Source organism: Paenirhizobium cremeum (assembly GCF_047553425.1).
GTDB lineage: Bacteria > Pseudomonadota > Alphaproteobacteria > Rhizobiales > Rhizobiaceae > Allorhizobium > Allorhizobium cremeum.
Window position 1 is genome coordinate 953,720 of the sequence record NZ_CP180217.1, and the last position, 25,204, is coordinate 978,923.

The 25,204-nt window shown below is 61.0% G+C and carries 24 protein-coding genes and 1 tRNA gene; 15 read left to right on the top strand and 10 right to left on the bottom strand.

The features are described 5' to 3' along the window. The first annotated feature begins 299 nt into the window (after positions 1–299). Together ACLBKR_RS04695 and ACLBKR_RS04700 are read left to right on the top strand one after the other, a co-directional pair. A complete protein-coding gene (locus ACLBKR_RS04695) occupies positions 300–740 on the top strand; it encodes a glyoxalase superfamily protein (protein ID WP_112827398.1) in 441 nt (146 codons plus the stop codon). Positions 741–961: 221 nt separating this feature from the next. Further along, positions 962–2,179, top strand: coding sequence for an FAD-dependent oxidoreductase (locus ACLBKR_RS04700; protein ID WP_113488159.1), 1,218 nt, complete (start codon positions 962–964; stop codon positions 2,177–2,179). A gap of 217 nt (positions 2,180–2,396) precedes the next feature. Here ACLBKR_RS04700 and ACLBKR_RS04705 read toward each other — a convergent pair whose 3' ends face one another. From ACLBKR_RS04705 to ACLBKR_RS04715, 3 genes are all read right to left on the bottom strand, one after another. Next, positions 2,397–3,323, bottom strand: coding sequence for a site-specific integrase (locus tag ACLBKR_RS04705; RefSeq protein WP_113341121.1), 927 nt, complete (start codon positions 3,321–3,323; stop codon positions 2,397–2,399). Positions 3,324–3,591: 268 nt separating this feature from the next. Continuing rightward, on the bottom strand, positions 3,592–4,629 hold the full coding sequence (locus tag ACLBKR_RS04710; protein WP_112827395.1) for a porin: 1,038 nt from the start codon (positions 4,627–4,629) through the stop codon (positions 3,592–3,594). A gap of 240 nt (positions 4,630–4,869) precedes the next feature. Further along, positions 4,870–4,960: transfer RNA gene (locus ACLBKR_RS04715), tRNA-Ser, on the bottom strand. A 650-nt stretch (positions 4,961–5,610) separates the two neighbouring features. Between ACLBKR_RS04715 and ACLBKR_RS04720 the strand changes: the two genes are divergently transcribed. Next, positions 5,611–6,648, top strand: coding sequence for a porin (locus tag ACLBKR_RS04720; RefSeq protein WP_112827394.1), 1,038 nt, complete (start codon positions 5,611–5,613; stop codon positions 6,646–6,648). Positions 6,649–6,844: 196 nt separating this feature from the next. Here ACLBKR_RS04720 and ACLBKR_RS04725 read toward each other — a convergent pair whose 3' ends face one another. Together ACLBKR_RS04725 and ACLBKR_RS04730 are read right to left on the bottom strand one after the other, a co-directional pair. Further along, a complete protein-coding gene (locus ACLBKR_RS04725; RefSeq protein WP_113444137.1) occupies positions 6,845–7,729 on the bottom strand; it encodes an alpha/beta fold hydrolase in 885 nt (294 codons plus the stop codon). A 65-nt stretch (positions 7,730–7,794) separates the two neighbouring features. Then, a complete protein-coding gene (locus ACLBKR_RS04730) occupies positions 7,795–9,861 on the bottom strand; it encodes a lytic transglycosylase domain-containing protein (RefSeq protein ID WP_414900821.1) in 2,067 nt (688 codons plus the stop codon). A 219-nt stretch (positions 9,862–10,080) separates the two neighbouring features. Between ACLBKR_RS04730 and dapA the strand changes: the two genes are divergently transcribed. The 3 genes from dapA (at position 10,081) to ACLBKR_RS04745 (ending at position 12,000) form a co-directional block, all read left to right on the top strand. After that, positions 10,081–10,965: a 4-hydroxy-tetrahydrodipicolinate synthase gene (gene dapA, locus ACLBKR_RS04735; RefSeq protein WP_112827391.1), complete on the top strand. Its 885-nt coding sequence runs from the start codon at positions 10,081–10,083 to the stop codon at positions 10,963–10,965. Positions 10,966–11,099: 134 nt separating this feature from the next. Continuing rightward, positions 11,100–11,579 carry an SsrA-binding protein SmpB gene (gene smpB / locus ACLBKR_RS04740; protein WP_112827390.1) on the top strand — a complete coding sequence of 160 codons (480 nt, stop codon included), beginning with the start codon at positions 11,100–11,102 and terminating at the stop codon, positions 11,577–11,579. Between the two features lies 1 nt (position 11,580). Beyond that, the gene (locus ACLBKR_RS04745; RefSeq protein ID WP_112827389.1) at positions 11,581–12,000 is read left to right on the top strand and encodes a DUF3830 family protein; all 420 of its coding nucleotides are present in this window, start codon (positions 11,581–11,583) and stop codon (positions 11,998–12,000) included. 16 nt (positions 12,001–12,016) lie between these two features. Here the strand turns inward: ACLBKR_RS04745 and ACLBKR_RS04750 are convergent, their stop codons facing one another. After that, positions 12,017–12,895, bottom strand: coding sequence for a LysR family transcriptional regulator (locus tag ACLBKR_RS04750; RefSeq protein ID WP_113486616.1), 879 nt, complete (start codon positions 12,893–12,895; stop codon positions 12,017–12,019). 147 nt (positions 12,896–13,042) lie between these two features. Here ACLBKR_RS04750 and ACLBKR_RS04755 point away from each other — a divergent pair, with 147 nt between their 5' ends. Further along, positions 13,043–13,189 carry a hypothetical protein gene (locus tag ACLBKR_RS04755; RefSeq protein WP_162748401.1) on the top strand — a complete coding sequence of 49 codons (147 nt, stop codon included), beginning with the start codon at positions 13,043–13,045 and terminating at the stop codon, positions 13,187–13,189. A gap of 17 nt (positions 13,190–13,206) precedes the next feature. Here ACLBKR_RS04755 and ACLBKR_RS04760 read toward each other — a convergent pair whose 3' ends face one another. The 3 genes from ACLBKR_RS04760 to ACLBKR_RS04770 all read right to left on the bottom strand — a co-directional run bounded on the left by ACLBKR_RS04760 (position 13,207) and on the right by ACLBKR_RS04770 (position 16,826). Beyond that, positions 13,207–14,283 (bottom strand): trifunctional transcriptional activator/DNA repair protein Ada/methylated-DNA--[protein]-cysteine S-methyltransferase, encoded by a 1,077-nt coding sequence (locus ACLBKR_RS04760; protein ID WP_113448822.1) that lies wholly within the window; start codon positions 14,281–14,283, stop codon positions 13,207–13,209. 113 nt (positions 14,284–14,396) lie between these two features. Beyond that, positions 14,397–15,911, bottom strand: a complete 1,515-nt coding sequence (locus ACLBKR_RS04765) for a globin-coupled sensor protein (RefSeq protein ID WP_113486618.1) — start codon at positions 15,909–15,911, stop codon at positions 14,397–14,399. Positions 15,912–16,247: 336 nt separating this feature from the next. Beyond that, complete coding sequence (locus ACLBKR_RS04770) at positions 16,248–16,826, bottom strand: NYN domain-containing protein (protein WP_113338616.1); 579 nt, start codon at positions 16,824–16,826, stop codon at positions 16,248–16,250. Positions 16,827–17,126: 300 nt separating this feature from the next. Between ACLBKR_RS04770 and rpoZ the strand changes: the two genes are divergently transcribed. The 8 genes from rpoZ to era all read left to right on the top strand — a co-directional run bounded on the left by rpoZ (position 17,127) and on the right by era (position 23,903). Further along, on the top strand, positions 17,127–17,528 hold the full coding sequence (rpoZ, locus tag ACLBKR_RS04775; RefSeq protein WP_113448820.1) for a DNA-directed RNA polymerase subunit omega: 402 nt from the start codon (positions 17,127–17,129) through the stop codon (positions 17,526–17,528). Between the two features lie 96 nt (positions 17,529–17,624). Then, positions 17,625–19,850 carry a RelA/SpoT family protein gene (locus ACLBKR_RS04780; RefSeq protein WP_113448819.1) on the top strand — a complete coding sequence of 742 codons (2,226 nt, stop codon included), beginning with the start codon at positions 17,625–17,627 and terminating at the stop codon, positions 19,848–19,850. Between the two features lie 241 nt (positions 19,851–20,091). After that, a complete protein-coding gene (locus ACLBKR_RS04785; protein ID WP_112827382.1) occupies positions 20,092–20,244 on the top strand; it encodes a DUF3563 family protein in 153 nt (50 codons plus the stop codon). 129 nt (positions 20,245–20,373) lie between these two features. Beyond that, entirely contained in the window at positions 20,374–20,961 is a 588-nt protein-coding gene (locus ACLBKR_RS04790; protein ID WP_113426108.1) for a DUF2062 domain-containing protein, read from the top strand. Positions 20,962–20,988: 27 nt separating this feature from the next. Further along, the gene (gene acpS / locus ACLBKR_RS04795) at positions 20,989–21,393 is read left to right on the top strand and encodes a holo-ACP synthase (RefSeq protein ID WP_112827380.1); all 405 of its coding nucleotides are present in this window, start codon (positions 20,989–20,991) and stop codon (positions 21,391–21,393) included. A gap of 93 nt (positions 21,394–21,486) precedes the next feature. Beyond that, positions 21,487–22,230: a signal peptidase I gene (gene lepB, locus ACLBKR_RS04800; RefSeq protein WP_112827379.1), complete on the top strand. Its 744-nt coding sequence runs from the start codon at positions 21,487–21,489 to the stop codon at positions 22,228–22,230. After that, complete coding sequence (gene rnc / locus ACLBKR_RS04805) at positions 22,227–22,949, top strand: ribonuclease III (protein WP_112827378.1); 723 nt, start codon at positions 22,227–22,229, stop codon at positions 22,947–22,949. Before lepB ends, rnc begins: the two co-directional genes overlap by 4 nt. A 9-nt stretch (positions 22,950–22,958) precedes the next feature. Next, positions 22,959–23,903 carry a GTPase Era gene (gene era, locus ACLBKR_RS04810; protein ID WP_112827479.1) on the top strand — a complete coding sequence of 315 codons (945 nt, stop codon included), beginning with the start codon at positions 22,959–22,961 and terminating at the stop codon, positions 23,901–23,903. A gap of 83 nt (positions 23,904–23,986) precedes the next feature. On the opposite strand, the gene ACLBKR_RS04815 is transcribed toward era, so the two are convergent. Beyond that, a complete protein-coding gene (locus ACLBKR_RS04815) occupies positions 23,987–25,087 on the bottom strand; it encodes an AbrB family transcriptional regulator (RefSeq protein WP_113448818.1) in 1,101 nt (366 codons plus the stop codon). Positions 25,088–25,204 lie beyond the last annotated feature (117 nt).

The following is a 25,204-nucleotide window of genomic DNA, read 5'->3' on the forward strand; positions in this document are numbered from 1 at the left end:
GTCTTTTGGTCTCAATATAGCGCAACTTCCCTTATGCTTTCTCAACGGGATGCGTAAAATACGAGCGGTCTGTGCCGTTCGGCCGCAGTACGACACGCCTGAACGGAGTTTGAGCCGCGGCTCTTGACAGCGGCGGCCGGTCTTTCCATAAGTGCCACCGGTTGAGGCACCGGCCGCCCGCGGGCAAGAGCCCTTGGTGAAGTCCTCTGGAAACATGGAAGAACCCTCGTCAGCGCATGCGCGTCAGGGGCAATGCGGGTCCCCTTCGATTCTTGCATGCGGTAAGAAGAGAGGTTGCCATGTCCATGGCCACATTGACGATCGATGAACTGAAATCCCAGGCGAAGCGTTTGCGCGATGCCATGGCAGGCAGCGGTACGCCTGTCAGCCACGGGGCCGCATTGGAACTGGTGGCGAAGAGCCACGGCGTTCGCGACTGGAACACGCTGTCGGCCCTGGCGGCCCGCAGCGACAATGCCGAAGCGGCCCCGGCCGCCGTCGGAGCGCATGTCAGCGGCGAATATCTCGGGCAGCGCTTTACCGGATGCGTCCTCGCATTCTCCCGCCTTTCGCAGAGCGGTTATTATACGATCACCCTGCATTTCGACGAACCCGTGGATGTCGTGACGTTCGACAGCTTTTCGGCCTTCCGCCAGAGAGTGAACGCCACCATCGACGGCAAGGGTGTTTCCCCGCGCCAAACGTCGAATGGACGTCCCCATCTGGTGCTGGATCTCTGACAAGGCAGCGATGCTCCGGCCTTCCCTACACGGGAAGGTCGGAGTACCGACCGGCGCGTCTGGCTGCTTGACGGGTTGATGCCGCCGCGCTACCCCTTGCCCATCCTTCCGCGCGGCCAGAAGCGGCCATCGGCGCGATCTCCAGACAGGCACGTCGCGCAGAAGCGGGCAGCGCTTTTGCGGGAACGGCATGCGAGGAAACAAGACATCGGGAGAATGACGTGACGGGCAGACTGGTCATCATCGGGGCGGGGCAGGCCGGTTTTGCGCTTGCGGCGAAACTCCGGACCCTGAAGGACACGCGACCGATCACCATTCTCGGCGCCGAGGATGTGCTGCCTTATCAGCGCCCACCGCTTTCCAAGAAGTATCTGCTCGGCGAGATGAGCTTCGAGCGCCTCCTCTTTAGGCCGGAGGCCTGGTATGGAGAGAACGACGTGGAGATCCGCTTGTCCACGCCGGTCGAGGAGATCGACCGGTCTAACAAGACCGTGCGGCTCTTCAATGGCTCCACACTTGCCTATGAAACCCTGGCGATCGCCACGGGATCGACGCCGCGTCGTCTGCCGGCGGCGATCGGCGGCGATCTAAAAGGTGTCTATACGGTCCGCGACAAGGCGGATGCGGATCGGCTGGCGGAAGAGATGAAGCCCGGCCGGCGACTCTTGATCGTCGGTGGCGGCTATATCGGCCTGGAAGCGGCCGCGGTTGCGCGTCATCTCGGGCTCGAGGTGACATTGATCGAGATGGCGGACCGCATTCTCGCCCGTGTCGCCGCGGCCGAGACGGCGGACGCCATGCGCGCCATCCATCAAACCCGCGACGTCGTCATCCGCGAAAAGACCGGTCTCGTTCGCCTCATCGGGCAGGATGGCCGGGTCAGGGCGGCGGAACTTTCCGACGGTTCCGTCGTCGATGCCGATATCGTCATCGCCGGGATCGGCGTGACGCCCAATGACCGGCTGGCGGCCGATGCCGGCATCGAGACCGCCAACGGCATTCTCGTCGACGCTTTCGCCCGTACTTCCGATCCCTCGGTCTATGCCATGGGAGACTGTGCCGTCTTCGACTGGAAAGGGACGAAGATCCGGCTGGAATCGGTGCAGAATGCCGTCGATCAGGCGGAAGCCGCCGCGGCGGTCATGGCCGGAGGCAGCGATCCCTATCGGCCGAAGCCCTGGTTCTGGTCGGACCAGTATGACGTCAAGCTTCAGATCGCCGGTTTCAACCTCGGTTATGACGAGACCGTCGTCAGGCCCGGTGCCCGCGAAGGAAGCATGTCCATCTGGTATTTCGCCGGCGGGCAATTCATTGCCGTCGATGCGATCAACGATGCCAAGGCCTATGTCACCGGCAAGAAGCTGCTGGAACTCGGACGGAACGTGGACAAGGCCGTGATCGCCGACCCCGCCGCAGACCTGAAACCGCTGCTGGCCTGAACAAGTCGACGCCGGATCGGGCGTATTTTCCGCCCTGTGAGCTTCGCCTTTCTCTACTTTATATATAGCAACGCAACGACGTCACCGAAGGCCGGGCCCCAAAGGGTCCGGCCTTCATGGTTTGGCGGAGTGGTCTGCTGCTTTGTTCATCATCCCGATCACGAAGCGATCACGAAGATGTTAGCGCTAACATTTTCCCCTCAAAAAAAAGGGGTGGTCAGCAGGCGGCAGCGCGCTCCAGAACCGGTACGCACATGTCGAGATCATGCGAGGCAAGATGCGCGTAACGCATGGTCATCGACAGGGTCTGGTGGCCGAGCCACATCTGCACACGACGGATGTCGATCCCGCCCTGCACCAGGCGCGACGCGCAGGTATGGCGCAGCACGTGCGGAACCACGTCCTTGTCATCGCCGAGGCCGACAGCCTCCTTCGCCTGGTGCCAGGCGATGCGGAAGCGCTGCTGGTCGATTTCGCAGAACGGGCCGGGTTGGCGCTTGCTCGACTTGGCGATTGCCTCGGCAGCCCGGTGGGTGAGGGGGACCGAGCGACTGCGTCCGGATTTCGTCACCCAGAAGGTGACGCGCGTGGAGTTCATGTCGCCCCAGCGCAGGTTCAAGCCCTCGCTCAGGCGGGCGCCCGTATCGACGAGGAAGATGCAGAATCTGTAGTAGAGATCGGAATGGGCCCTCATTTCGTTGAAGAGCGCGTTTTCCTCGTCCTTGTCGAGAAAGCGGATTCGACCGGCCTTCTCTTTCTGACGTTTGAATTCGGGCAGGCTATAAACGTCTCCCATCTTGAACGCCTTTCGCAGTAGTTTGCTTAAAGCCGCCATCTTTCTGTTGATGGTGGCATTGCTGTTACCGCGTTTGCGCAACTTTCCAATCAGTTCATCGAGCATGTCGTCGGAGAACGTCGAGAAGCTCGGGCAATCCAGCAGATCGTGCAGTTCGGCAATGAAGTTGGTGACGTTGTATTTGTGGCTGCCATTCAGCCAGAGGATATCACCATATTTGGCGAACAGCGCACGGAGGGATGTGTCACGAACTTCGTTTAGCCTGCTCGTGGAGCCGTATTGGTAATGAACGGAATAAAAAGGCACTTCGACGCCTGCGTCGAATGTCTCCCTGTTTTCCGATACCATGCTGTTCACGCTTGCCTCACTACAATCCCGGCCCCTCTTGGGCCTTGCGGGATCGAATATGGTTATGATTCATAAAAAGTATAGTTCATAAGTTGCGCAATGCCGCGGAAGATCGAGTTTTCGTCACATAACGTTGCGGGCCGGCAACAGTCGTCTCAACTGGCCAGCTCGAGGCATTTCAGACATTTGACATGCAAAACCGCTGGATATCAGGGCTTTGGGGGTGGGATCCGGCCGCAAGGCCGGATCCCCGATCCGAAAGATCGGATTAGAACGAACGCTGCAGGCGGACGAAACCTTCCCAGGAACCGTCGTCGTCGGCCTGGTCTTCGTCGAAGTACTGAACCGAAACCTTGGTGGTCAGGCCTTCCGCGATTTTGTAATCGAGGGTTACGCCGGCCTTCCAGGCTTCGTTGTCTTCGTCGAATTCGTCGACGCTGACGAGGCCGTAGTTCCACCAGTACTGGAAGCCGGGGGTCAGGCTGATCTTGTCGGTCAGCTTGGCTTCGTACTGAGCGGCAACGGTCCACTCTGCGAGGTCGTAGTAGGCGTTTGCGCCGGAGGAGTAGATCGCTGCGAGGCCGAGGGTGCCCGGGCCGATGTCAGCAAGCAGCTTGGCGCGAACGGCACCGTTTTCAGCTGCGAAGTCGTAACCGCCGAGCAGTTCGCCGGTGACGACGCCGAAGGTGGCGGCGATCTGGGCGTCGATACCGACATTGTCGTTATCGCCGTAGAAGGACTCGTCGCCGCTGTAGGTCTGGGTCAGTTCTTCAGCGAAGACGCCGACCGAGAACGCGTCGGAAGCATATTCGTAACCGATGGCGTTCAGGCGGTTCGAACCGAGGTCGTCGGTTTCGCCGGACAGGTCGTTATCCCAGTAGTTATACATGTAACCGACCTTGAAGCCGGCTGCAGTGATGTAGGCTTCGTCGATCTCGAGTTCGCCACCGTCGTAGTCGCCTTCAGCCCAGGTGCGGATCGCGATGTAGGAACCGATGGTGCCGATTTCGGAGTCGTTCTTGGCTTCGAAGTTGACCTTGGCGCGGGTACGGGCGTTCCAGTCGAAATCGTCGGAGCCGTCGCCGCGGTCACGGCTGGACCACTGCAGTTCGGTACGAACGTAACCGCTGATCTTGAGGCAGGTTTCGGTGCCGGGGATGTAGAAGTAGCCGGTGCCGAAAGCGTCGCAAACGCGAACGTATTCAACCGGCTCGGGCTCGGCAGCAACGATAGCGTCAGCAGCCTGAGCGCCGGATACTACTGCGAGAGCAGCAGCGGAGCCGAGAAGAAGGCTCTTGATGTTCATATTGACCTCCAGTCAATTATAAGAGGCTGGAGGTTCGATTTTTTGAATTTGATGATTGATTTCAAATGGTTGATCGGAGATGGAGATCTGGATGAACGCTTCGATGACGCCATCCGCCGTGTCTGACAACGATTTTGGGCGCACTGAAAAGGCCTCAGGCAGTCGCACAAGCGCATGCGAGCTGGCGGCGAGATCGGCCAGGGCGATGCCTGGAGAAACGACGATGTCTGGGAAAATGCGTGGCGGAGAGGAAGGGATTCGAACCCTCGATACGCTTTTGACGTATACTCCCTTAGCAGGGGAGCGCCTTCGACCACTCGGCCACCTCTCCGGTCCGGCCTGATTATTTGCTTGGATGGCCGATTGCAAGGCCTTTTCCGCAGTCCGATGACAATTTCCAAGGTTGTCATGTGCCGGCAGGCCGGATCGCGCCGATCCCGACTAAAGCCAGGAGATACCGGGCGATTCTGTTTTATCCCCGAATCGATTGAGGGCGATTCTCGCGGTCGAGTCGCCTTTCCTGGCGAATGACTACCTATAAAGAGCTAGGATTCGGTGCTCCGGGTGACGATCGAATGCCATCCTCCGTGCGTTGTTTGTATGTAAGTGGTCGCTAAACGGCCCGAATGGAGGGGCGGAATCTGTATCCTTTTGGGAAAAGGTGGCATTTGAACCATCCGCAGATCTGCGTGAAAATCCCTCTAAGTCCGTCTTTCATAACGACTTTCTTAACAGAGGGTAAACGGTTGGGCCGGTCTGGTGGCGACTTTGTGTCCTTTCAGCAACAGCCATTTGGGAAGGGCGTATGGAAACCTCCCTTTCGCTTGTTTGGTGATTGCATGACGGACGGCGTTTTGTATTTTCAATCTCGGAAGCGAGGCGGTGGATCGTCCGTCTTCTGAAACCGACGGGGATGGGGCAGGGAATGCTGTCCTTCAGCCAAAGAACCCAGACCCATACGAAACTTGACTGGAGGTCAATATGAACATCAAGAGCCTTCTTCTCGGCTCCGCTGCTGCTCTCGCAGTAGTATCCGGCGCTCAGGCTGCTGACGCTATCGTTGCTGCCGAGCCCGAGCCGGTTGAATACGTTCGCGTTTGCGACGCTTTCGGCACCGGCTACTTCTACATCCCCGGCACCGAAACCTGCCTCAAGATCGGCGGTTACGTTCGTGCTCAGTTCGACTGGTCTGAAAGCGACGACGACGACTTCGATTGGAACGCCCGTACCCGTGGCTACCTCTCCATCGAAGCCAAGAACGACTCCGAAATCGGCACGATCGGTTCTTACTTCGCATTCAAGTCCTGGGGTGACGACGACTACGGCAACACCTCTTTCGAACTTGACGAAGCCTACATCACTGTCGGCGGCTTCAAGGTCGGCTACATGTACAACTACTGGGATGCTGGTCTGTCCGGCGAAACCGACGACCTCGGTTCGAACCTGATCAACGCCATCGGTTACGAATATGCTGCTGACGCCTTCAAGGTCGGCGTATTCGTTGACGAACTGACCGACACCTACGCTGACTGGGATCCGGCCTTCGCTTACTACGACGACAACGACAACGTCGGTATCGAAGCCATGGTTTCCGCTACCTTCGGTCCGGTCACCGGCACCTTGCTCGGCGGTTACGACTTCGCAGCTGAAAACGGCGCTGTCCGCGCTATCGTCGAAGCTGAAATCGGCCCGGGCACCCTCGGCCTCGCAGCTATCTACTCCTCCGGCGTAAACGCTTACTACGACCTGGCAGAGTGGACCGTTGCTGCTGAATACGCAGCCAAGCTCACCGACAAGCTGACCCTGACCCCCGGCTTCCAGTACTGGTGGAACTACGGCTATGCTGACGCTGACGGCGACTTCACGGGCGACGTTGACGCTTGGAAGGCTGGCGTAACCCTCGACTACGCTATCGCTGAAGGCCTGAAGACCAAGGTTTCGGTTCAGTATGCTGACACCGACGAAGCTGGTGTTGACGGCGCTTGGGAAGGCTTCGTCCGCCTGCAGCGTTCGTTCTAATAAGATCACCCGATCTTATAGGGAAAGCCCGGTCGCAAGACCGGGCTTTTCTTTTTTCAGACAACGGTCTGCGATTTTCGCACGTCGAAGGGCTTGCCGCCCGAGCGAACGCGAAAGGGCGGCCTATCCTCGCCGCGGGCATATGGGTTATTTTCGTCGTGCCCTGGCTGGAGACGAGGCGCCTTCTTCCACAGCGTCAGCGAATAGTGCTCAGAAACGCATGAAGTTTCGAAGGGATGTCTCCGAGATGCAGGATCGGGGCATGGCCCTGGCCCGGAACGATCAGCAGGCGCATCTCCGGATGCCGCTTGGCCATGGCTTCGGCGGTTTCCTGTGACAGCAGGCGCGAGGTTGCCCCGCGTATCGCCATCAATGGCAGCGTACGGAAGAAATCGAACTGCGCCCACAGGTCGGGAAGTGGCTGGCTGAGATCCGCCGCACGAAGCTGTTCGGCAATTGCAGGATCGAAATCCGCAACCAGCTCTCCATCGATGTCCCGGTAAATCGCGTCGGCCATGTCACGCCAGTCGGCATCCTCAAGTGTGGGGAAGCTTGCGCCATGCGTTTCTTTCAGGATCGCCGTGGCATCGTCGAAATCCGCCGGATGGCGCTCTCGACCGAGATAGGCCTGTATCTGCTTCAGTCCCTCGATCTCGATCACGGGGCCGATATCGTTGAGCACGACGCCGGCGATGCGTTCCGGATGTGTGGCCGCCAGCACATGCAGGATAAGGCCGCCGCGCGAGGTGCCGATGAAGGGGGCGCGATCGATGCCGAAATGATCGAGAACGGCAACCACGTCCTGCGCCTCGGTCGCAACGGTGTAGCGCTCTGTCTTTTCATCCCGGTCCGAGAGGCCGCGCCCGCGCGAATCGATGGTCATTACGCGCAACGGTGCGGACGGCTGTGTCGAGAGTTGAAGCGCAAGCTGATGAAAATCGCGGGAATTACGGGAAAGGCCGGGCAGGCATATCACCGGCAGGCCGTCGTTTCCGGCGCCATAGACACGGACATGCAGCCTGAGCCCATCGATGAGCGGAACGAAATGCCTGTCAAACCCACTGGTATAGTTGCTCGTCACAAGAGCCTCCCGCAAACGCGCCGAGAGGCTGTTGTAGCGCGCTTTGCCGCCGGCATGAAAGATGGTCAGCGACCGTATCGCAGGTCGTGGACGATATCGGCCTTCTGGCCGAGCCGGCTCTTGTAGATCTGGTAGTTCTCCATCACCCGCTGCACGTAGTTGCGCGTCTCGGGGAAGGGGATACGCTCGATCCAGTCCACCACCTCGTCGATCGGCCGCCCGCGCGGATCGCCATAGCGGTCGAGCCATTCGGGCACCCGCTTCGGTCCGGCATTATAGGCGATGAAGGTCAGGATATAGGAGCCGCCGAAAGCGTCGATCTGTTCGCCGAGGTAATGGGCGCCGAGCGTGGCATTGTATCCGGCATCGGTCGTCAGCTTTTCCTTGGAATAGGCAAGGCCATGGCGGGTCGCGACGCCTTTTGCCGTCGTCGGCAAAAGTTGAAGCAGGCCGCGGGCGTTGGCGGGAGAAACGGCCGCGGGATTGAAGGCGCTTTCCTGGCGGGCGATGGCGTAGGCCAGGGCCTTCCCTGATCCTTCGATATTGGCATTCGCGGGAATGACGCCGATCGGGAAGGCGAGCGCGGGCACGTCGATGCCTCGCGCATAGGCGGTCTTGCCGATCTGCAGCGACAATTGGTGGTTTCCTGTCTTTTCCGCCTTGGCCGTTAAAAGGGCCAGTTCGCCGGGGCTGTCGAGCTGCTGGGCAAGAGCCCGGTAGAGGCTGTCGCCGCGCCATGCATGACCGGCTGCCTCGAAGCGGGCAATGGCCTGCACCGCCTCGCGCCTGTCGAAACGCTGGCGTTCCTCGGCGCTCGGCTGGGGATAGGGGATCTGCAGGCTGCCGTTCTTCGCGCGCGCGCCGGCCAGCTGCCCGTAAAAGGTGCTCGGGAACCGGGCGGCCTTGGCGAAATATTCCTGCGCCTTGCCGTCTCCGCTCGCCTCCGCGGCCCGGCCGAGCCAGTACCATGCGCGCGACGCCGATAACGGCTTGTCCGACACCTGCAAAATCCTGCGGAAATGACCGGCCGCGGTCTGGCCGTCCAGCAGCCCGCGCAGGGCGAACCAGCCGGCGTGGAACTCGGCGTCCACCACGTCCACGGGCTCGGTGGCGGCGTGGCGTGAGGCGATCTGATAGGCGGCCTTGAACTTGCCGAGGTCAGCCAGCCCCCGTGCGACGATCCGCTGTTCGTTCCACCACTCCGTCGTGTTGACGAGCTTCGATGCCTCGCGCGGCGCCTTTGCCAGTAGCGCGGCGGCTTCCTCGTATTTCTCCTGCCGCCGCAGGTTTTCGATCCGGGCAAACAGGAAGGCCGGATCGGAAGCCCATTTCGCATCGACCGCCTTGAGCAGGGCGGGAGCCTGCGCGGACCGGTTCAGCACGGCCGCCCAGGCATTGTAAAGCGATTGCGCCTGTCCGAGACTGGAGAACCGCTTGGCTTGGCCGATCCGGCTCCGGTACATCAGGTAATCCATGCGGGCCTTGTGATCCGCAGGCGTCAGGAGCTGCGGAAACTCGGCAATGATCTTGTCTTCGAGCGACGTGTCGAGCGCCTGTTCCCGCCATATCTTGCGGAGCACCTTTGCCGCTGCCGCGCTGTCACCCTTTGTAACGAGTGCCCGAGAAAGAATGATGGCGCCTTCCGCGGTTTCCGGCGCCGTGGTGCCGAAGGCAGAAAGCACGTCCGCCGCCGGCGGGTTCTCGCGATAAAGCGCCCGCTCGGAATTGGCCCGGAAGGCTGCAAGGCCCGGCCAGCCTTTCAGTTCGTTCTGCGCTGCGGCGATTTCCGCCGAGGGAATGCCGGGCAGGCCGGACATGGCGATGGACCATGTCAGCATGTGGCGGTCGAGCCCCTCCGGCATCCTGTCGCGGATCGCCAGCGCATCGGCGCCCTTTTTGTTGGAAAGCGCATCCAGCCCGCTTTTCAGCAGCGGATTTACCGATCCAAGCCGACCCGTGCGCGGGATTGCGCCGGTCGTTTCCGGAGAGGGCGGGATGATCGCGGCGATACCCAGGGCGACCGGTTTCGCCGGGGGTACGGGTATGGATTCCGCAAAGACGGACAGACCGTTGGCGGCCATTACGGCAAGCCCCAGACCGAAGATGGATATCGAAAGTCCGACCCGTCTCATCCCGCTACTCATGGAACACTGTGCATCGTCTCCATTAGCCATCCGTCAGATTAACGAAACCTTTCCGAAAAGCCAGAAATTCGATGTTCCGCATCGCCAAATCCGTCACAAAACCGTCAGCGTTCCGCTTGTCGCGCTGCATTCTGCAAAGTAATGTGCGCGCGTCTTAATCGAGGAATACGGCCGAAGCGTGAGCGCTGGCCGGCAGGAGTCTAATGTATGTTCCAGGGATCCATTCCCGCGCTCGTCACGCCGTTCACCGAAACGGGCGCCGTTGACGAGGCCGCCTTTGCCGCCCATGTGGAATGGCAGATCGCCGAAGGAAGCTCCGGCCTCGTGCCGGTCGGCACCACCGGCGAATCTCCGACCCTTTCCCATGACGAGCACAAACGGGTCGTGGAACTCTGTGTCGAGGTTGCTGCCAAGCGCGTGCCTGTGATTGCCGGCGCCGGCTCGAACAACACCCGGGAAGCCATCGAACTGGCCCAGCATGCCGAAGCCGTTGGCGCCGATGCCCTGCTGGTCGTCACTCCTTATTATAACAAGCCGACGCAGAAGGGCCTTTTCGCCCACTTTTCCGCGATTGCCCAATCCGTGAAGCTGCCGATCTTCATCTACAATATTCCCGGCCGGTCGGTCATCGACATGTCGCCCGAGACCATGGGCGCGCTGGCGAAGGCGCACAAGAATATCGTCGGTGTGAAGGATGCGACGGGCAAGCTGGAGCGTGTTTCCGACCAGCGCATCACCTGCGGCGTCGATTTCATTCAGCTTTCCGGCGAGGATGCGACCGCGCTTGGCTTCAACGCCCATGGCGGCGTCGGTTGCATTTCGGTCACGGCCAATGCCGCCCCGAAACTCTGTGCCGAATTCCAGGCGGCGACGCTTGCCGGCGATTACAAGACGGCGCTCGCCTATCAGGACCGTCTGATGCCCCTGCACAAGGCGATCTTCATGGAGCCCGGCCTCTGTGGCGTCAAATACGCGCTGGCCAGGCTTGGCCGCATGAGCCGCAATGTGCGCCTGCCGCTGCTGCCGACGCTGGAGCCCGCGACCGAAGCGGCGATCGATGCCGCGCTGGTGCATGCAGGTCTTGCCAACTGACCGACAGGCCGGGCGCCAGCGCCCGGCTTCTTCCCTTCCGGCGGTCGCTATATTACATAGGAACGACAAAAGCTGGACGGGACGCCCGCCCTCCGCAAGATAACAAGCATTCCGGGCGGATTGGACTTTTCATCATGGCACCCCGAGGCAGCCAGCGCATCGTGAACAAGGTCGTTGCGGAAAACCGCAAGGCCCGTTTCAATTACGAGATCATCGATACCTACGAGGCCGGTCTTGTTCTGACCGGCACCGAGGTCAAGTCGTTGCGTGAAGGCAAGGCGAATATCGCGGAATCCTACGCCTCGGACGAGGGGGACGAGATCTGGCTGATTAACTCCTATCTGCCGGAATATCTGCAGGCCAACCGCTTCAACCACGAGACCCGCCGTCGTCGCAAACTGCTCCTGAACAAGCGCGAGATCAACCGTATGCGCGCCGCCATCAATCGCGAAGGCATGACGCTCGTGCCGTTGAAGATCTACTTCAACGAAAAGGGCAGGGCCAAGCTGGAACTCGCGCTCGCCAAGGGCAAGAAGCTGCACGACAAGCGCGAGACGGCGAAGGAACGGGACTGGAACCGCCAGAAGTCGCGCCTTCTCAAGACGGCCGGCTGATATGGCTGACGAATTGCTGAAGCTGGTCGTCGGCCCGTTTGCGTTCACCGCCCGTTTCGAGATCGAGAAGGCGCCGGAAACCTGCCGGATATTCAAGAGCTTCCTGCCGTTTCGCAACCAGACGATCCATTCCCGCTGGAGCGGTGAGGCCGTCTGGGTGCCGCTTGGCGATTTCCAGTTCGGGGCGGGCTTCGAAAACCATACCTGCCACCCCTCCCGTGGCGACATCCTGCTTTATCCCGGCGGATACAGCGAGACGGAACTTCTGTTCGCCTATGGCAGTTCCCATTTCGCCAGCAAGATGGGCGCGCTCGCGGGAAATCATTTCCTGACCGTCATCGAGGGCAGGGAGAATCTGGAAGCCATGGGCCGGATGGTTCTGTGGCAAGGCGCCCAGCCGATCAGCTTCGAAGCGCCGTAAGACGAAAGCCGTGCATTCATTCCGCTGCCGCGGCCCGATCCGGACCGGCAAACAGCGTCGCATGGGTTTGAAGAAGCTTTGCCAGCCGGTCGATCATCAGGCGTACCTCGGGGCGGCTGCGGTCGTCGTCATGCATGGTGATCCACAGGTCCGCCGTAAGCGCCTCGATCGGTTCGCCGATCCGTACCAGCCCTTCTTCCCGTTCCCCGATGAAGCACGGCAGGATCGCCCGGCCTCCTCCGGCGCGAACCAGTTCAAGAAGAGCCGCCGGCGTCGTGGTCCAGACGCTGATCCATTTGTCAGGTTGGCGTGAAATCCACTTGTCGGCTGCGGCTGTTGCCTGTTCGCGGCCGATCGAAATCCATCTCTCCTGCTTTTCCTGTGCAACCGCGGGAATCGCATAGGCTGCATAGCGGATCCGCACGGACTGGCGCGCTGCCAGGTTGCCGGCGGATGGGCGTTGATGCGTGAGCTCGATTTCGGCTTCCCGGAAGATAAGGTCCACGCCGGCATCGCTTGCCTTGACGCAGAGCCGGAAGGAATCCTGAGGGCTCCAGATCGCGGGCAGCCGCCGGGCGAGAAACATCGACAGCCAGCTGTTGCTGGCAACGGAAACGATCGGCAGGCAATAGCCGTTTTCGTTCCAGCGGCGGATCGCGACCGCCTCCGCCTCCATGCGCTGCACGTGTTGCAGCAGGACTTCGCCGTCCGGCGCCAGACTGTAGCCCTTGCTGTGGCGGATGAAGAGACTGTGGCCGGTCGCCCGTTCGAGCGCCAGCATGCGGCGGCCGATGGTTGGCGCGCTGATGCCGGTGCGCTCGGCGGCGCCGACCAGCCCGCCCGCCTGCGCCACCTGCAGGAAAAGCCTGAGATCATCCCAGTTCTCGTCTTTCATGGCTGAAACGCTCCGTTCATTCCTGCATCTACACCCTGAAAAAACAAAGGCTTAACTAAGGCATGCCGCACAAGGCGCAAAGCCGCCCGGCGGCAGCGACCTGCGGCGAAACAAGGAATTAACGGCATCAGTCTGGAGGAAAACGCCATGCGGCTCAACTGGCTTCTGCTCTTTCTGGCGGCAAGGCCGGGCCGGCAAGCCCGGCATCCGCTCGCCGATCCCCTGGAAAGGCCGGAATGGAAGGGCAGGGATCGCACGATCCGGCTGCTCTGCTGGCTGGCTCGTTTCCTGTGAGCAATAGGCCGGATGCTTTAGCGCGTTGCGGAGGTCTCGCGGCTCCCGGCCATGCGTCGCTCGTGTTCGATCAGCCAGCGCTTGCGCCAGAGGCCGCCGCCATAGCCGGTGAGGCTGCCGTCGGCGCCTAGCACCCGATGGCACGGGATCAGGATGGCGATCCGGTTTGCGCCATTGGCGCGCGCGACAGCACGGACTGCGGAATGGCGACCGATCCTGCCGGCAAGCTCGGAATAACTCGTCGTTTCGCCGGCCGGGATCGCCTGCAAGGCGGCCCAGACGTCGCGTTCGAAAGCGGTCCCATGGCCGGCGATGCGAACATCGAATCCGGAATTCTCGCCGGAGAAATAGCGATCCAGCGCCGCCGCAAGCATCTCCGTTACCGCGGTGCGTCCGCTGGCAATCGCCATTCGGGAGGTTTCCTTGAGACGCCGGATCTCGTTCGGCAGGGCGGGGCGGTCGGCGAATTCAAGGAGATGGAGCGCATGGTCGTCGACAATCGCCATCATCGGCCCGAGCGGCGTTTCGATCCAGTCGGCCTTCAGCAGCGTCTTGCCGCGAAGCCCTGCCGGCGCCTCGCCGATCAGGGCGTTGATGGCGGCGCGAAAGCCGCTGCCGGACTCGAAGCCTGCATCGAGTTGCGCATCGATGACCCGACCGCCTTCCGACAGTAGCTCCGCAGCCTGGCCGATGCGCCGCAGGCGCGCCATTTCCAGAAAACTCATTCCGAACTGACGCTTGAAGGCCCGCCGCACAGTGGAGAGATCGTATCCCGCGGCTTTCAGATCGTCTTCCCGCCAGCGTCGCGCCGGTTCCTTTTCCAGTGCGTCAAGCAGTGCGCTGACTGTCGGGTCCTGATCCTTGTACTTGAGGAGCGGACGGCAGCGCTTGCAGGGACGATAACCCGCTTCGAGGCAGGCCGCGACATTGTCCTGGAAAATGCAGTTTTCCGGCTTCGGCTTGCGGGCGGGGCAACTCAGCCGGCAGAAGATGCGGGTGGAAGTGACGCAGACATAGGCGAAACCGTCATAGGCCGGATCGCGGGCGACCAGAGCGTCATAGAGGACTTCGTCGGTGGGGCGGGTGAACAGCATGACGCCGTTTTACCCCGACAGAGAAACTGCCGCCGCCAAAAAAAGAGCATGGATGTCTTTTTCCGCCGGCGGGGAGGTTCGTTCCGATGGACAGGACCTCTGCGGCCCCGCCGTCAGGCCGCGTAGCGCGGCCGGTATTCGCCGGATGCGACCGGCGCGTCGTAGGAGCTGGATACCGAGAAGCGCGAAATCAGCCGTGTCAGGTGGGTCGAGACGTCCATCAGCGTATGGGTCGAGGCATTGGTTTCCTCGACCATAGCGGCGTTCTGCTGGGTCATCTGGTCCATGCTGTTGATGGCGGCGTTGATTTCGCCGATGCCGGCGGATTGTTCCTGCGAGGACGTGGCGATCGCGGCGATATGCTCGTTGATGGCGTGCACCTGCTCGCCGATGGTCTTCAGCGCATCTCCGGTTCGGTTTACCAGCGAGACGCCGCGTGCGACATCCTGCGACGAGCGGTCGATCAGCGTCTTGATCTCCTTGGCAGCCGCAGCCGATCGCTGGGCAAGTTCGCGCACTTCCTGCGCGACGACCGCAAAACCTTTACCGGCTTCGCCCGCGCGGGCGGCCTCGACCCCGGCATTCAGCGCCAGAAGATTGGTCTGGAACGAAATCTCGTCGATCACGCTGATGATATGCGTGATCTTGCGCGAGGATTCCTCGATGTCGCCCATGGCGCCGACCGCCTCCGAGACGATTTCGCCGGAACGGACCGCCTCTTCGGCGGATGTCCTGGCGGCCGCGCGCGCTTCTTGGGTCCGTGTCGCGGCCTGTTTGGAAACCGTGGCGATTTCCTCGAGCGCCGCTGCCGTCTGTTCGAGCGCCGCGGCCTGTTGCTCGGTACGCTTCGCCATATCGTCGGTGGCGGCGGTCAATTCGCGGCTGTTGGAAGTGACGCGCGCGGCTTCCTCGACGATCTCGCCGAAGGCCGTGGCAAGCGAGGAAATGGCCTTGTTGTAATTGATCCGGAGACCGTCGAACTTGGGAGCGAGGTCATGTTCGATCGTGGCCGTCAGGTCGCCGGCGCTGAGATGCCCGAGCGCGCCGTCGAGAGCCTTCAGCGCCTCTTCCTGTTCGGCCTCCAGGCGGTTGCGCTCCTCTTCCGCCCGGGCGCGTTCTTCGGCAAGCGCCTCGAGATAGACGGAAATGGAATAATCCATGTCCAGCATGGCGGCTTTCATGATTGCGCTAACATTGGCCGTGATGCGCTTGGCCTTGCGGGACTGTCCGAAACCCTTCAACTCTTCTGCGACAACACGTTCTATGATGCCGTCGAGGATCAGCGCGTAACCGCCGATATACCAGCGCGGTTCCAGGCCGAGCCGCGCATGGGTGCGACCGATTGCAGATACCGCATCGACATAGTCGTCGTCGAAGCGGCCCGAGGCGATCAGGCTCCAATGGCTTTCCTGCCGGCCCTTGGCATGCTGGATATGGGCATCGCTGGAAAAGAAACGCGCCGTTTCGGGATGGACCTTTGCGCGGCGGTAGAACTCGTCGAGCGCAGGGCCGATCGCCGCCTTGATGACCGGCTGCAAGGCCGATAGCGTGTCTTTTTCTTTCGCACCCAGATCGAGAAAATTCAAACGGTCGTTCAATTGGGATGGGTCCCGGCGGAAGCTGCCCATGGGTCTGCCTATATGTTGTGAAAACTCCGGACGGACTGAAACGCGCCCTTCGTTTGAATAAGGAGTGGTGGAATAAGATCCTGAGGCGCAATGATTGCGCAGGTGAGCAAAATAGCCCTGATGACTTAACGAAATGATAATATTTAAGTTTGCGGCGATGAAGAAATTGTCGCAAAACTGAGACAGTACTTCACTGCCCACAGTTGTATCGGCTTGTTTTGCCGCATTGAGGAATATGGAGCCTATTCCATATTTGGTTATTTTTGAGGGCAAGCATCTATCGGAACGAACGGATATTTGCAGCAGAGTTGCAAAGGCTGTGGCCTTACGCCGCCTCTACTCTGTGTCGACCGCCGGAATGGGGTCCAGTGCCCGTTGCGGACGCTCGCTCGGGTCCCTGCCGATTTCCCCCTTCAGCGAGACGAGATCGATGAAGTAGTCGGCCTGCCGGCGAAGGTCGTCGGCGATCATTGGCGGCTGTGTTGCCATGGTGGAGACCACGGAGACCTTGCGGCCCTTGCGCTGAAGCGCCTCGACGAGCGTGGTGAAATCGCCGTCACCGGAGAAGATCACCAGATGATCGACGGTTTCCGATTGTTCCATCGCATCGATGGCCAGTTCGATGTCCATGTTGCCCTTCACCTTGCGGCGTCCCATGGAATCCGTGAATTCCTTGGCCGGCTTGGTGATGACCTTGTAGCCGTTATAGTCGAGCCAGTCGATCAGCGGACGAATGGAAGAATATTCCTGATCCTCGATCAGCGCCGTATAATAATAAGCCCGCAGAAGGTAGCCGCGCTTCTGAAACGCCTTGAGCAGTTTCCGATAGTCGATGTCAAAGCCGAGGCTCTTTGAAGCGGCGTATAGGTTCGCGCCGTCGATGAAGAGAGCTATTTTTTCCCGCGGGTCGAACATCGCGCAATTATCCTTGAACAGGAATATGAGTTATCTGGCAAAAGATAATCAAAACAGAACCTTGCCTGCACGCCAATGGATAGTCCCTGTAATTTATGAACTATTCATATAAGAATGATTTAGGGCACGATTCGCAATATTCCAAGCACGTATAGGTTGAAACAATCGGATTGGGTCGTGCTTTTTTTCAAGTCCCGTTCCCTTGGCGGGGCGGGATGTTGACGAAAAACTTGAATTTGCCTTCCATTGATTGTATCGGGCTGCTAATCCCTGAAAGTTCACGACCGCAAAGGACAGGCAATGGCCCGCGTCACCGTTGAAGATTGCATCGACAAAGTAGACAACCGCTTCGAGCTCGTGCTGCTGGCAAGCCACCGCGCGCGCCAGATTTCGCAGGGCGCACCGATCACCGTTGACCGCGACAAGGACAAGAACCCGGTTGTTGCGCTGCGCGAAATCGCCGATGAAACCCTCTCGCCCGACGATCTCAAGGAAGATCTGATCCATTCGCTGCAGAAGCACGTCGAAGTGGATGAGCCCGAGCAGGAAGCCGGCGCGATGATCGCAAGCGCCGCAGTCGCCACCAAGGGCGATGAAGAGGACGATCTGCCGGAAACCCTTACTTTTGACCAGATGTCGGAAGAGGAATTGCTGGCCGGCATCGAAGGCCTCGTTCCGCCGGAAAAGAGCGACGATTACTAATCGTCAATTGATTCCGTCATAATCTGACGGAGAGGATACGGTTTCGTGCGCCAATCGTGACGGTTGGCGCGCTTTTCTTTTGTGGAGCAGCTTTGCATGATGCGGCAATACGAGCTCGTTGAGCGGGTTCAGAAGTACAAGCCCGATGCCAACGAAGCCCTCCTCAACAAGGCCTATGTCTATGCCATGCAGAAGCACGGCAAGCAGAAACGCGCCAGCGGCGATCCCTATATCTCCCATCCGCTCGAAGTCGCCGCCATCCTCACCGACATGCATCTCGACGAATCGACCATCGCGGTTGCGCTTTTGCACGATACGATCGAGGACACCACGGCGACCCGCGCCGAAATCGACGAACTGTTCGGCGAGGATATCGGTCGGCTGGTCGAGGGACTGACCAAGCTCAAAAAGCTCGACCTCGTCACCAAGAAGGCAAAACAGGCGGAAAACCTCCGCAAGCTGCTGCTTGCGATTTCCGATGACGTGCGCGTCCTCCTGGTCAAGCTCGCCGACCGCCTGCACAACATGCGGACGCTCGAACACATGCGCGACGACAAGCGCGCGCGCATCTCCGAGGAAACGATGGAAATCTATGCGCCGCTCGCCGGGCGCATGGGCATGCAGGATATGCGCGACGAGCTGGAGGATCTGTCCTTCCGTTATATCAATCCGGAAGCCTACGAGACTGTCACGCAGCGGCTCGCCGAACTCTCCCAGCGCAATGAAGGGCTCATCAAGAAGATCGAGGACGAACTGCGCGAACTGCTGGTCGCAAACGGCCTCGTCAAGGCGTCCGTCAAGGGACGGCAGAAGAAGCCCTATTCGGTCTTCCGCAAGATGCAGTCGAAGTCGCTTTCCTTCGAACAGCTTTCCGACGTCTACGGCTTCCGCATTCTGGTGGATGACATTCCGTCCTGCTACCGGGCGCTCGGCATCGTGCACACCCGCTGGCGGGTGGTGCCTGGTCGCTTCAAGGACTACATCTCGACGCCGAAGCAGAACGACTACCGCTCGATCCACACCACCATCGTCGGGCCGTCGCGCCAGCGCATCGAGTTGCAGATCCGCACCCGGCGCATGCACGAAATCGCCGAATTCGGCATCGCCGCCCACGCGCTGTACAAGGATGGCGAAAACGGAGAGCCGGGCGAACTTCTGTCGCGCGAGAGCAATGCATATTCCTGGCTGCGCCACACCATCGAGGCGTTGGCCGAAGGGGACAATCCGGAAGAGTTTCTGGAGCACACCAAGCTCGAACTGTTCCAGGACCAGGTCTTCTGCTTCACGCCGAAGGGCAAGCTGATCGCGCTGCCGCGCGGGGCGACCCCGATCGACTTCGCCTATGCCGTGCACACCAACATCGGCGATACCTGCGTGGGCGCCAAGATCAACGGCTCGATCATGCCGCTGGTGACGCGGCTGTCGAACGGCGACGAAGTCGAGATCATCCGTTCTGGCGTGCAGGTTCCGCCAGCTGCTTGGGAAGAGATCGTCGTAACCGGCAAGGCGCGCGCCGCCATTCGCCGGGCGACCCGCTTGGCGATCCGCAAGCAGTATTCCGGCCTCGGCTATCGCATTCTGGAGCGTACCTTCGAGCGCGCCGGCAAGGTGTTCTCGCGGGACGGACTGCGCCCGGTGCTGCACCGGTTGGGTCAGCGCGAGGTGGAGGACGCGATCGCCGCCGTCGGTCGGGGCGAAATTTCCTCGCTCGACGTGCTGCGGGCGGTCTATCCCGATTACCAGGACGAGCGCGTGACGGTGAAGCCCTCGAGCGACGAGGGCTGGTTTGCCATGAGCACGGCGAGCGGCATGGTCTTCAAGATCCCCGGCAAGACGCGGGGGACGGAAGGCGAGAAGACCGCCGAAGGGCCGGAGCCGCTGCCGATCCGCGGTCTCTCCGGCAATGCCGAAGTGCACTTCGCACCGGCCGGTGCCGTGCCGGGCGATCGCATCGTCGGCATCATGGAAGACGGCAAGGGCATCACCATCTATCCGATCCAGGCATCGAGCCTGCAACGCTTCGATGACGAACCGGAACGTTGGATCGACGTGCGCTGGGATCTCGACGAGGCGAACAAGTCGCGTTTCGTCGCCCGCATCCTGATTAATGCGCTGAACGAGCCGGGCACACTCGCGACGGTCGCCCAGACGGTCGCCCGCCTCGACATCAACATCCGCACGCTCAGCATGACGCGCGTGGCCACCGATTTCACCGAAATGGCGCTCGATCTCGAGGTATGGGACCTGCGCCAGCTGAATCAGCTCATTTCCGAACTCAAGGCTCTCGACTGTATCTCGACGGCGCGGCGCGTCTACGATTGACGAGGGCCGCCGCAAGGCAGGCGACGAGGCTCCGGGCGTTTCCCGGCGCCGTGTGGATGCTCGCTTGCCCAACTGTTATGCGCGGATGCGACAAAATGCCTTCGAGATGGGCAGTGGCGGGCCGCATTATATGCAAGTCATGCATTTGATGCATGGCTGTCGCTATTTATCGGAACTGGTGGTTTTTGCGTCGCACAATTACATTGTCCTCACATAAGAGAGAAAGAACGAGGACAGAAAAATGTTTGAACCCATCCGCAAGCTGGCCAAGGCCCTGCGCGTTCCGAGCGTTGCAGATCGTGAAATGGCATACCTGAACGGCGCCCGTGATATGGTCGACCTGGAATTCCGCCAGCGTCAGATCGACCGCGGCATGTTCCGTCGCGGCCTCTGAGCCGACGCACCGTCCGAAGGCGCATGACGGCTTGTCCTGCGCCTTATTTTCGCCGGGAGCGATGGCGAGTATCCTCAGGCTCTCGGCCGCTCTTGTCGAAACGGGGGCTCATCGACTACATGTGCCTCCATGCTGTTTCGCAGACGTAAACCCGCAGGACTAGCCGAAAGGCTGCGTGGCCTTTTCTGGCCGCGAAAGGGTTTTTCGCGTCCTTTTCAGTATTTCCGTATGCGTATCGTCCGCCTGACGGCTTCGCCGCATGCGGTCGCTGCCGGTTTTGCCGCCGGTATCGCGTCGTCGTGGACGCCGTTCGTCGGACTGCATTTCCTTTTCTCCTTCGCGCTCGCCTATCTCGTTGCGGGAAACATGGTTGCGGCGGCCCTTGGCACCGCTTTCGGCAATCCGCTGACATTTCCGTTCATCTGGGCCGCCACGTGGGAGATCGGTTCGATGATCCTTGGCGGCGGGGACAGCAGTATCGGGCGCCATCTCGATCTTCATCATCTCGTCAGCACCTTTGATCTGTCGCAGTTGTGGCGGCCGGTGCTGGAGCCCATGCTGATTGGCGCCGTTCCTCCTGCTCTTGTCACCGGTCTCGCCGTATACGGCTTGACCTTCCATGCGGTGCGGGGCTTTCAGGCCCGCCGCCGGGCACGGCTTTCCCAGCGCGCCAGGATGCGCCTGTCGGAAGCGGTCGACGGTGGCGTGAGCGTCTGATGTCGGTGCGTTAGGGCGAAGGAAATCATGATTATCGGCATCGGCAGCGACCTCATCGATATCCGCCGCGTCGAGCAGTCGCTCGAACGGTTCGGCGAACGCTTCACCAACCGTTGTTTCACCGAGATCGAGCGCCGCAAGTCGGACGGCCGCAAGAACAGGGCGGCTTCCTATGCCAAGCGGTTTGCGGCGAAGGAGGCGATGTCAAAGGCGCTCGGCACCGGTATGGCGCAGGGTGTGTTCTGGAGGGACATGGGTGTCGTCAACCTGCCCTCGGGTAAGCCGACCATGCAGTTGACGGGCGGCGCTGCGGCGCATCTCCAGCGCATGCTGCCATCGGGTCATCGCGCGGTGATTCATCTGACGATCACCGACGACCATCCCCTGGCTCAGGCTTTTGTTATTATCGAGGCCGTGCCCGGCCATGGTTGAGCCCGAATGGGCTGCCAAATGCATGCCTGCGCCGTTGCCGCGGACGCCTGAAACGTCTAGAGAGTGCAGGATTTCAGAGAAGGAAGAGACTGCGTGACCGAACGAGCAGAAAAAAAGCAGAGTGCCCTTTGGGAGAACATCAAGGTCGTGATCCAGGCGCTTTTGCTGGCGATGGTGATCCGGACGGTGTTTTTCCAGCCCTTCACGATCCCGTCGGGTTCGATGATGCCGACTCTGCTGGTGGGCGACTACATCTTCGTCAACAAGTTCTCCTACGGCTATTCGAAATATTCGTTGCCCTTCTCACCCGACCTGTTCGAAGGCCGCATCTTCGCAAGCGAGCCCAAGCGAGGCGACATCGTGGTCTTCCGCTTCCCGCCGAACCCGCAGATCGATTACATCAAGCGGCTGATCGGCTTGCCGGGCGACCGTATCCAGGTGATTGACGGCGTCCTGAACGTCAATGGCAAGCCGGTGCCGAAGGTGCCGGATGGCAGCTTTACCTCCGATTACCGCCTCGATCCGGGCACGGACGTTCCGGTATTCCGTGAGACGCTGGAAAACGGCGTGACCTATGACACGTTGGACCAGTCCCCGGATTCCCGCGGCGACAACACCCGCGAATTCATCGTTCCCGAAGGTCATTATTTCATGATGGGCGACAACCGCGACAACTCGCTCGACAGCCGGTTCGACGTCGGTTTTGTGCCGGCCGAGAATCTGATCGGCAAGGCGTCCGTCATTTTCTTCTCGCTCGGCAACGACACCTCGTTCCGCGAAATCTGGAAGTGGCCGTCCAACATGCGCTGGGACCGTCTGTTCAAGGTGGTTGAATGAAGAAGCCGAAAGGCCTGACCGACGAGGACCGGTCGTGGCTCGAAGCCGCGATCGGTCATCGCTTTGTCGAGAAGGAGCGCCTTGACCGGGCGCTTACCCATTCGAGCGCCAAGGCGGGCTCGAAGGGGGGCGATTACGAGCGGCTGGAATTCCTGGGCGACAGGGTGCTCGGGCTCTGCGTCGCCGAACTTCTTTTCAAGACCTATAAGGCGGCGACCGAGGGCGAGCTTTCCGTACGCTTCAACCAGTTGGTCAGCGCCGAAGCCTGCGCCGAGATCGCCGACCAGCTCGAACTGCACCGCTTCATCCGCACGGGCGCCGATGTCAAGAAACTGACCGGCAAGCATATGCTGAACGTCCGGGCCGATGTGGTCGAAAGCCTGATCGCGGCGATCTACCTGGATGCCGGGCTGGAGGCTGCGCGCGAATTCATCCTGCGCTTTTGGTCGAGCCGCGCCACCCGCGCCGATGGAGCGCGGCGCGACGCCAAGACTGAATTGCAGGAATGGGCGCATGCAAAGCATGCCGTCACCCCGACCTACCGGATTGCGGAACGCTCCGGACCGGATCATGATCCCCGCTTCACGGTGATCGTCGAAATTCCCGGCGTTGCGCCGGAGACAGGAACCGAGCGCTCGAAGCGCGCTGCCGAACAGGTGGCCGCAACGAGGCTTCTCGAACGCGAAGGCGTCTGGCAGAAAGCCACTGACGCAGGCTGATTGGAACCGATGACAGAACCTGAAAACACTTCCGCCGACACTCCTGCTGCTGGCGACACCCCGACCCATTCCGGCTTCGTGGCCCTGATCGGTCCGACGAACGCCGGCAAGTCGACGCTGGTGAACCGCTTCGTCGGCGCCAAGGTCTCGATCGTCAGCCACAAGGTCCAGACGACCCGCGCGGTGATGCGCGGCATTGCGATCCACGACAACGCCCAGATCGTCTTCATGGACACGCCCGGCATCTTCAAGCCGCGTCGCCGGCTTGACCGCGCCATGGTGACGTCCGCCTGGGGCGGGGCCAAGGATGCCGATCTCATCCTGCTGCTGATCGACAGCGAGCGAGGCTTGCGCGGCGATGCCGAGGCGATCCTCGAAGGCTTGAAGGACGTCCCCCAGCCGAAGATCCTGGTGCTCAACAAGATCGACCGGGTGAAGCCGGAGGATCTGCTGAAGCTTGCTTCCGCCGCCAACGAGGCGGTGAAGTTCGAGCGCACCTTCATGATTTCCGCGACGACCGGTTCCGGCTGCGACGACGTCATGGATTACTTGGCAAAGACGCTTCCCGAGGGCCCCTGGTACTACCCCGAAGACCAGATTTCCGATCTTCCCATGCGCCAGCTCGCGGCCGAAATCACCCGCGAGAAGCTGTTCCTGCGCCTGCACCAGGAGCTTCCCTATTCCTCCCACGTCGAAACCGAGAAGTGGGAGGAACGGAAGGATGGTTCCGTCCGCATCGAACAGGTGATCTATGTCGAGCGCGAAAGCCAGAAGAAGATCGTGCTCGGCAAGGCCGGCGAAGCGATCAAGTCGATCTCGACCGCTTCCCGCAAGGAACTCTCCGAAATCCTGGAACAGCCGGTGCATCTCTTCCTGTTCGTGAAGGTGCGCGAAAACTGGGGCGACGATCCCGAACGGTTCCGTGAAATGGGCCTCGAATTCCCGCGCGAATAGAGCAATTCCGGCAAAAGTGGAAACCGGTTTGCGTCCCAAATTGCGCGAAAACAGAGAGATAGAAGTCGCGGGCGCGTACGACGTCAGCGGTCGATGAGGCGGGCCACCGCCTTCGAGATGGGTCCGCCGAGCAACAGCACCAGCAGGAAACGCGCGGTCTGCAGCGCCATGACGAAGGGCAGGTCGACCGGCGTCGAGGCGGCGATGATCGCGACCGAGTCGAGACCGCCCGGGCTGGTCGCAAGGTAGGCGGTCAGCGGATCGATCCCGAGGAAACGCCACAAAAGCATGGCGAGCCCGCCGCAAAAGGCGATCAGCACGACGATCGAGAGCATGATCTGCGGCAGCGCGTAGGCTGCATGGCGAAGGATGCGGCGGGTGAAGCCGAGGCCGATCTTCCAGCCCAGCAGCGCATAGGCGAACGCCAGAAGCCATGGCGGCAGTTCGATGGTGATGAACCCGAGGCCGTGCAGCAATGCGGTTGCCAGCATCGGCAGGAACATGGTGCCGGCCGGGATTCGGAAACGGGCGCCGATGGCGCAGGCGCCAAAGGCGACGGCGAGTGTCTTGCCCAGCTCCAGCCAGTCCACCGGTGGAAACCAGACGACCTCGGGGGCCTGTCCGCCCGTTGCGTGGAAGACGGCGGCTGCGATGATCGAAGCGGCCGAGGCAACGCAGACCACCCTTAAATACTGCATGAAGGCGACCAGCCGGGCATCCGCGCCATAGGCCTCCGCAAGCACCAGCATGGCGGAGGCCGCGCCGGCGGACGTTCCCCACACGGCGGTCGTTCCCGGCAATACGGCATTGCGCGCCATAACATAGCCGATCAGCGTGCTCGACGCGATGACGGCGAGCACGATGGAGAGGAAGATCGGCCAGTCGGCTGCGAAGGTCGTCACGATCTCCGCGTCGATGGAGCGAGCGATGATGCAGCCGATCAGCGAGTGGGCGGCGAGATAGGGCAGGGTGGGCGCCGAGAGCCGCGCGCCGTTGGTCGCCACGACGATGGCCGCCATCATCGGTCCGAGCAGAAGTGCGGCCGGGATATGGACGACCGTCAACAGACCGGCAAAGGCGAGCGACAACAGGGTGAGGATCGCCCAGCGGACAGGTTCCGGCAACGCGGTCAGCCGGCCGGGCTCTGGTGGCTGCTCTTCTGGGCCTAGGGAGGCGGGGGCCATTCGGAACCTTCCCGTCAATGAGATATGCGTCGGAAGTATAACGATTCCGGCCGCACGGGAATGCCGGATTGCCGCCGGTGGGAAAATTAAATGCGGCCGGCAGGTTGCCCAACGGAC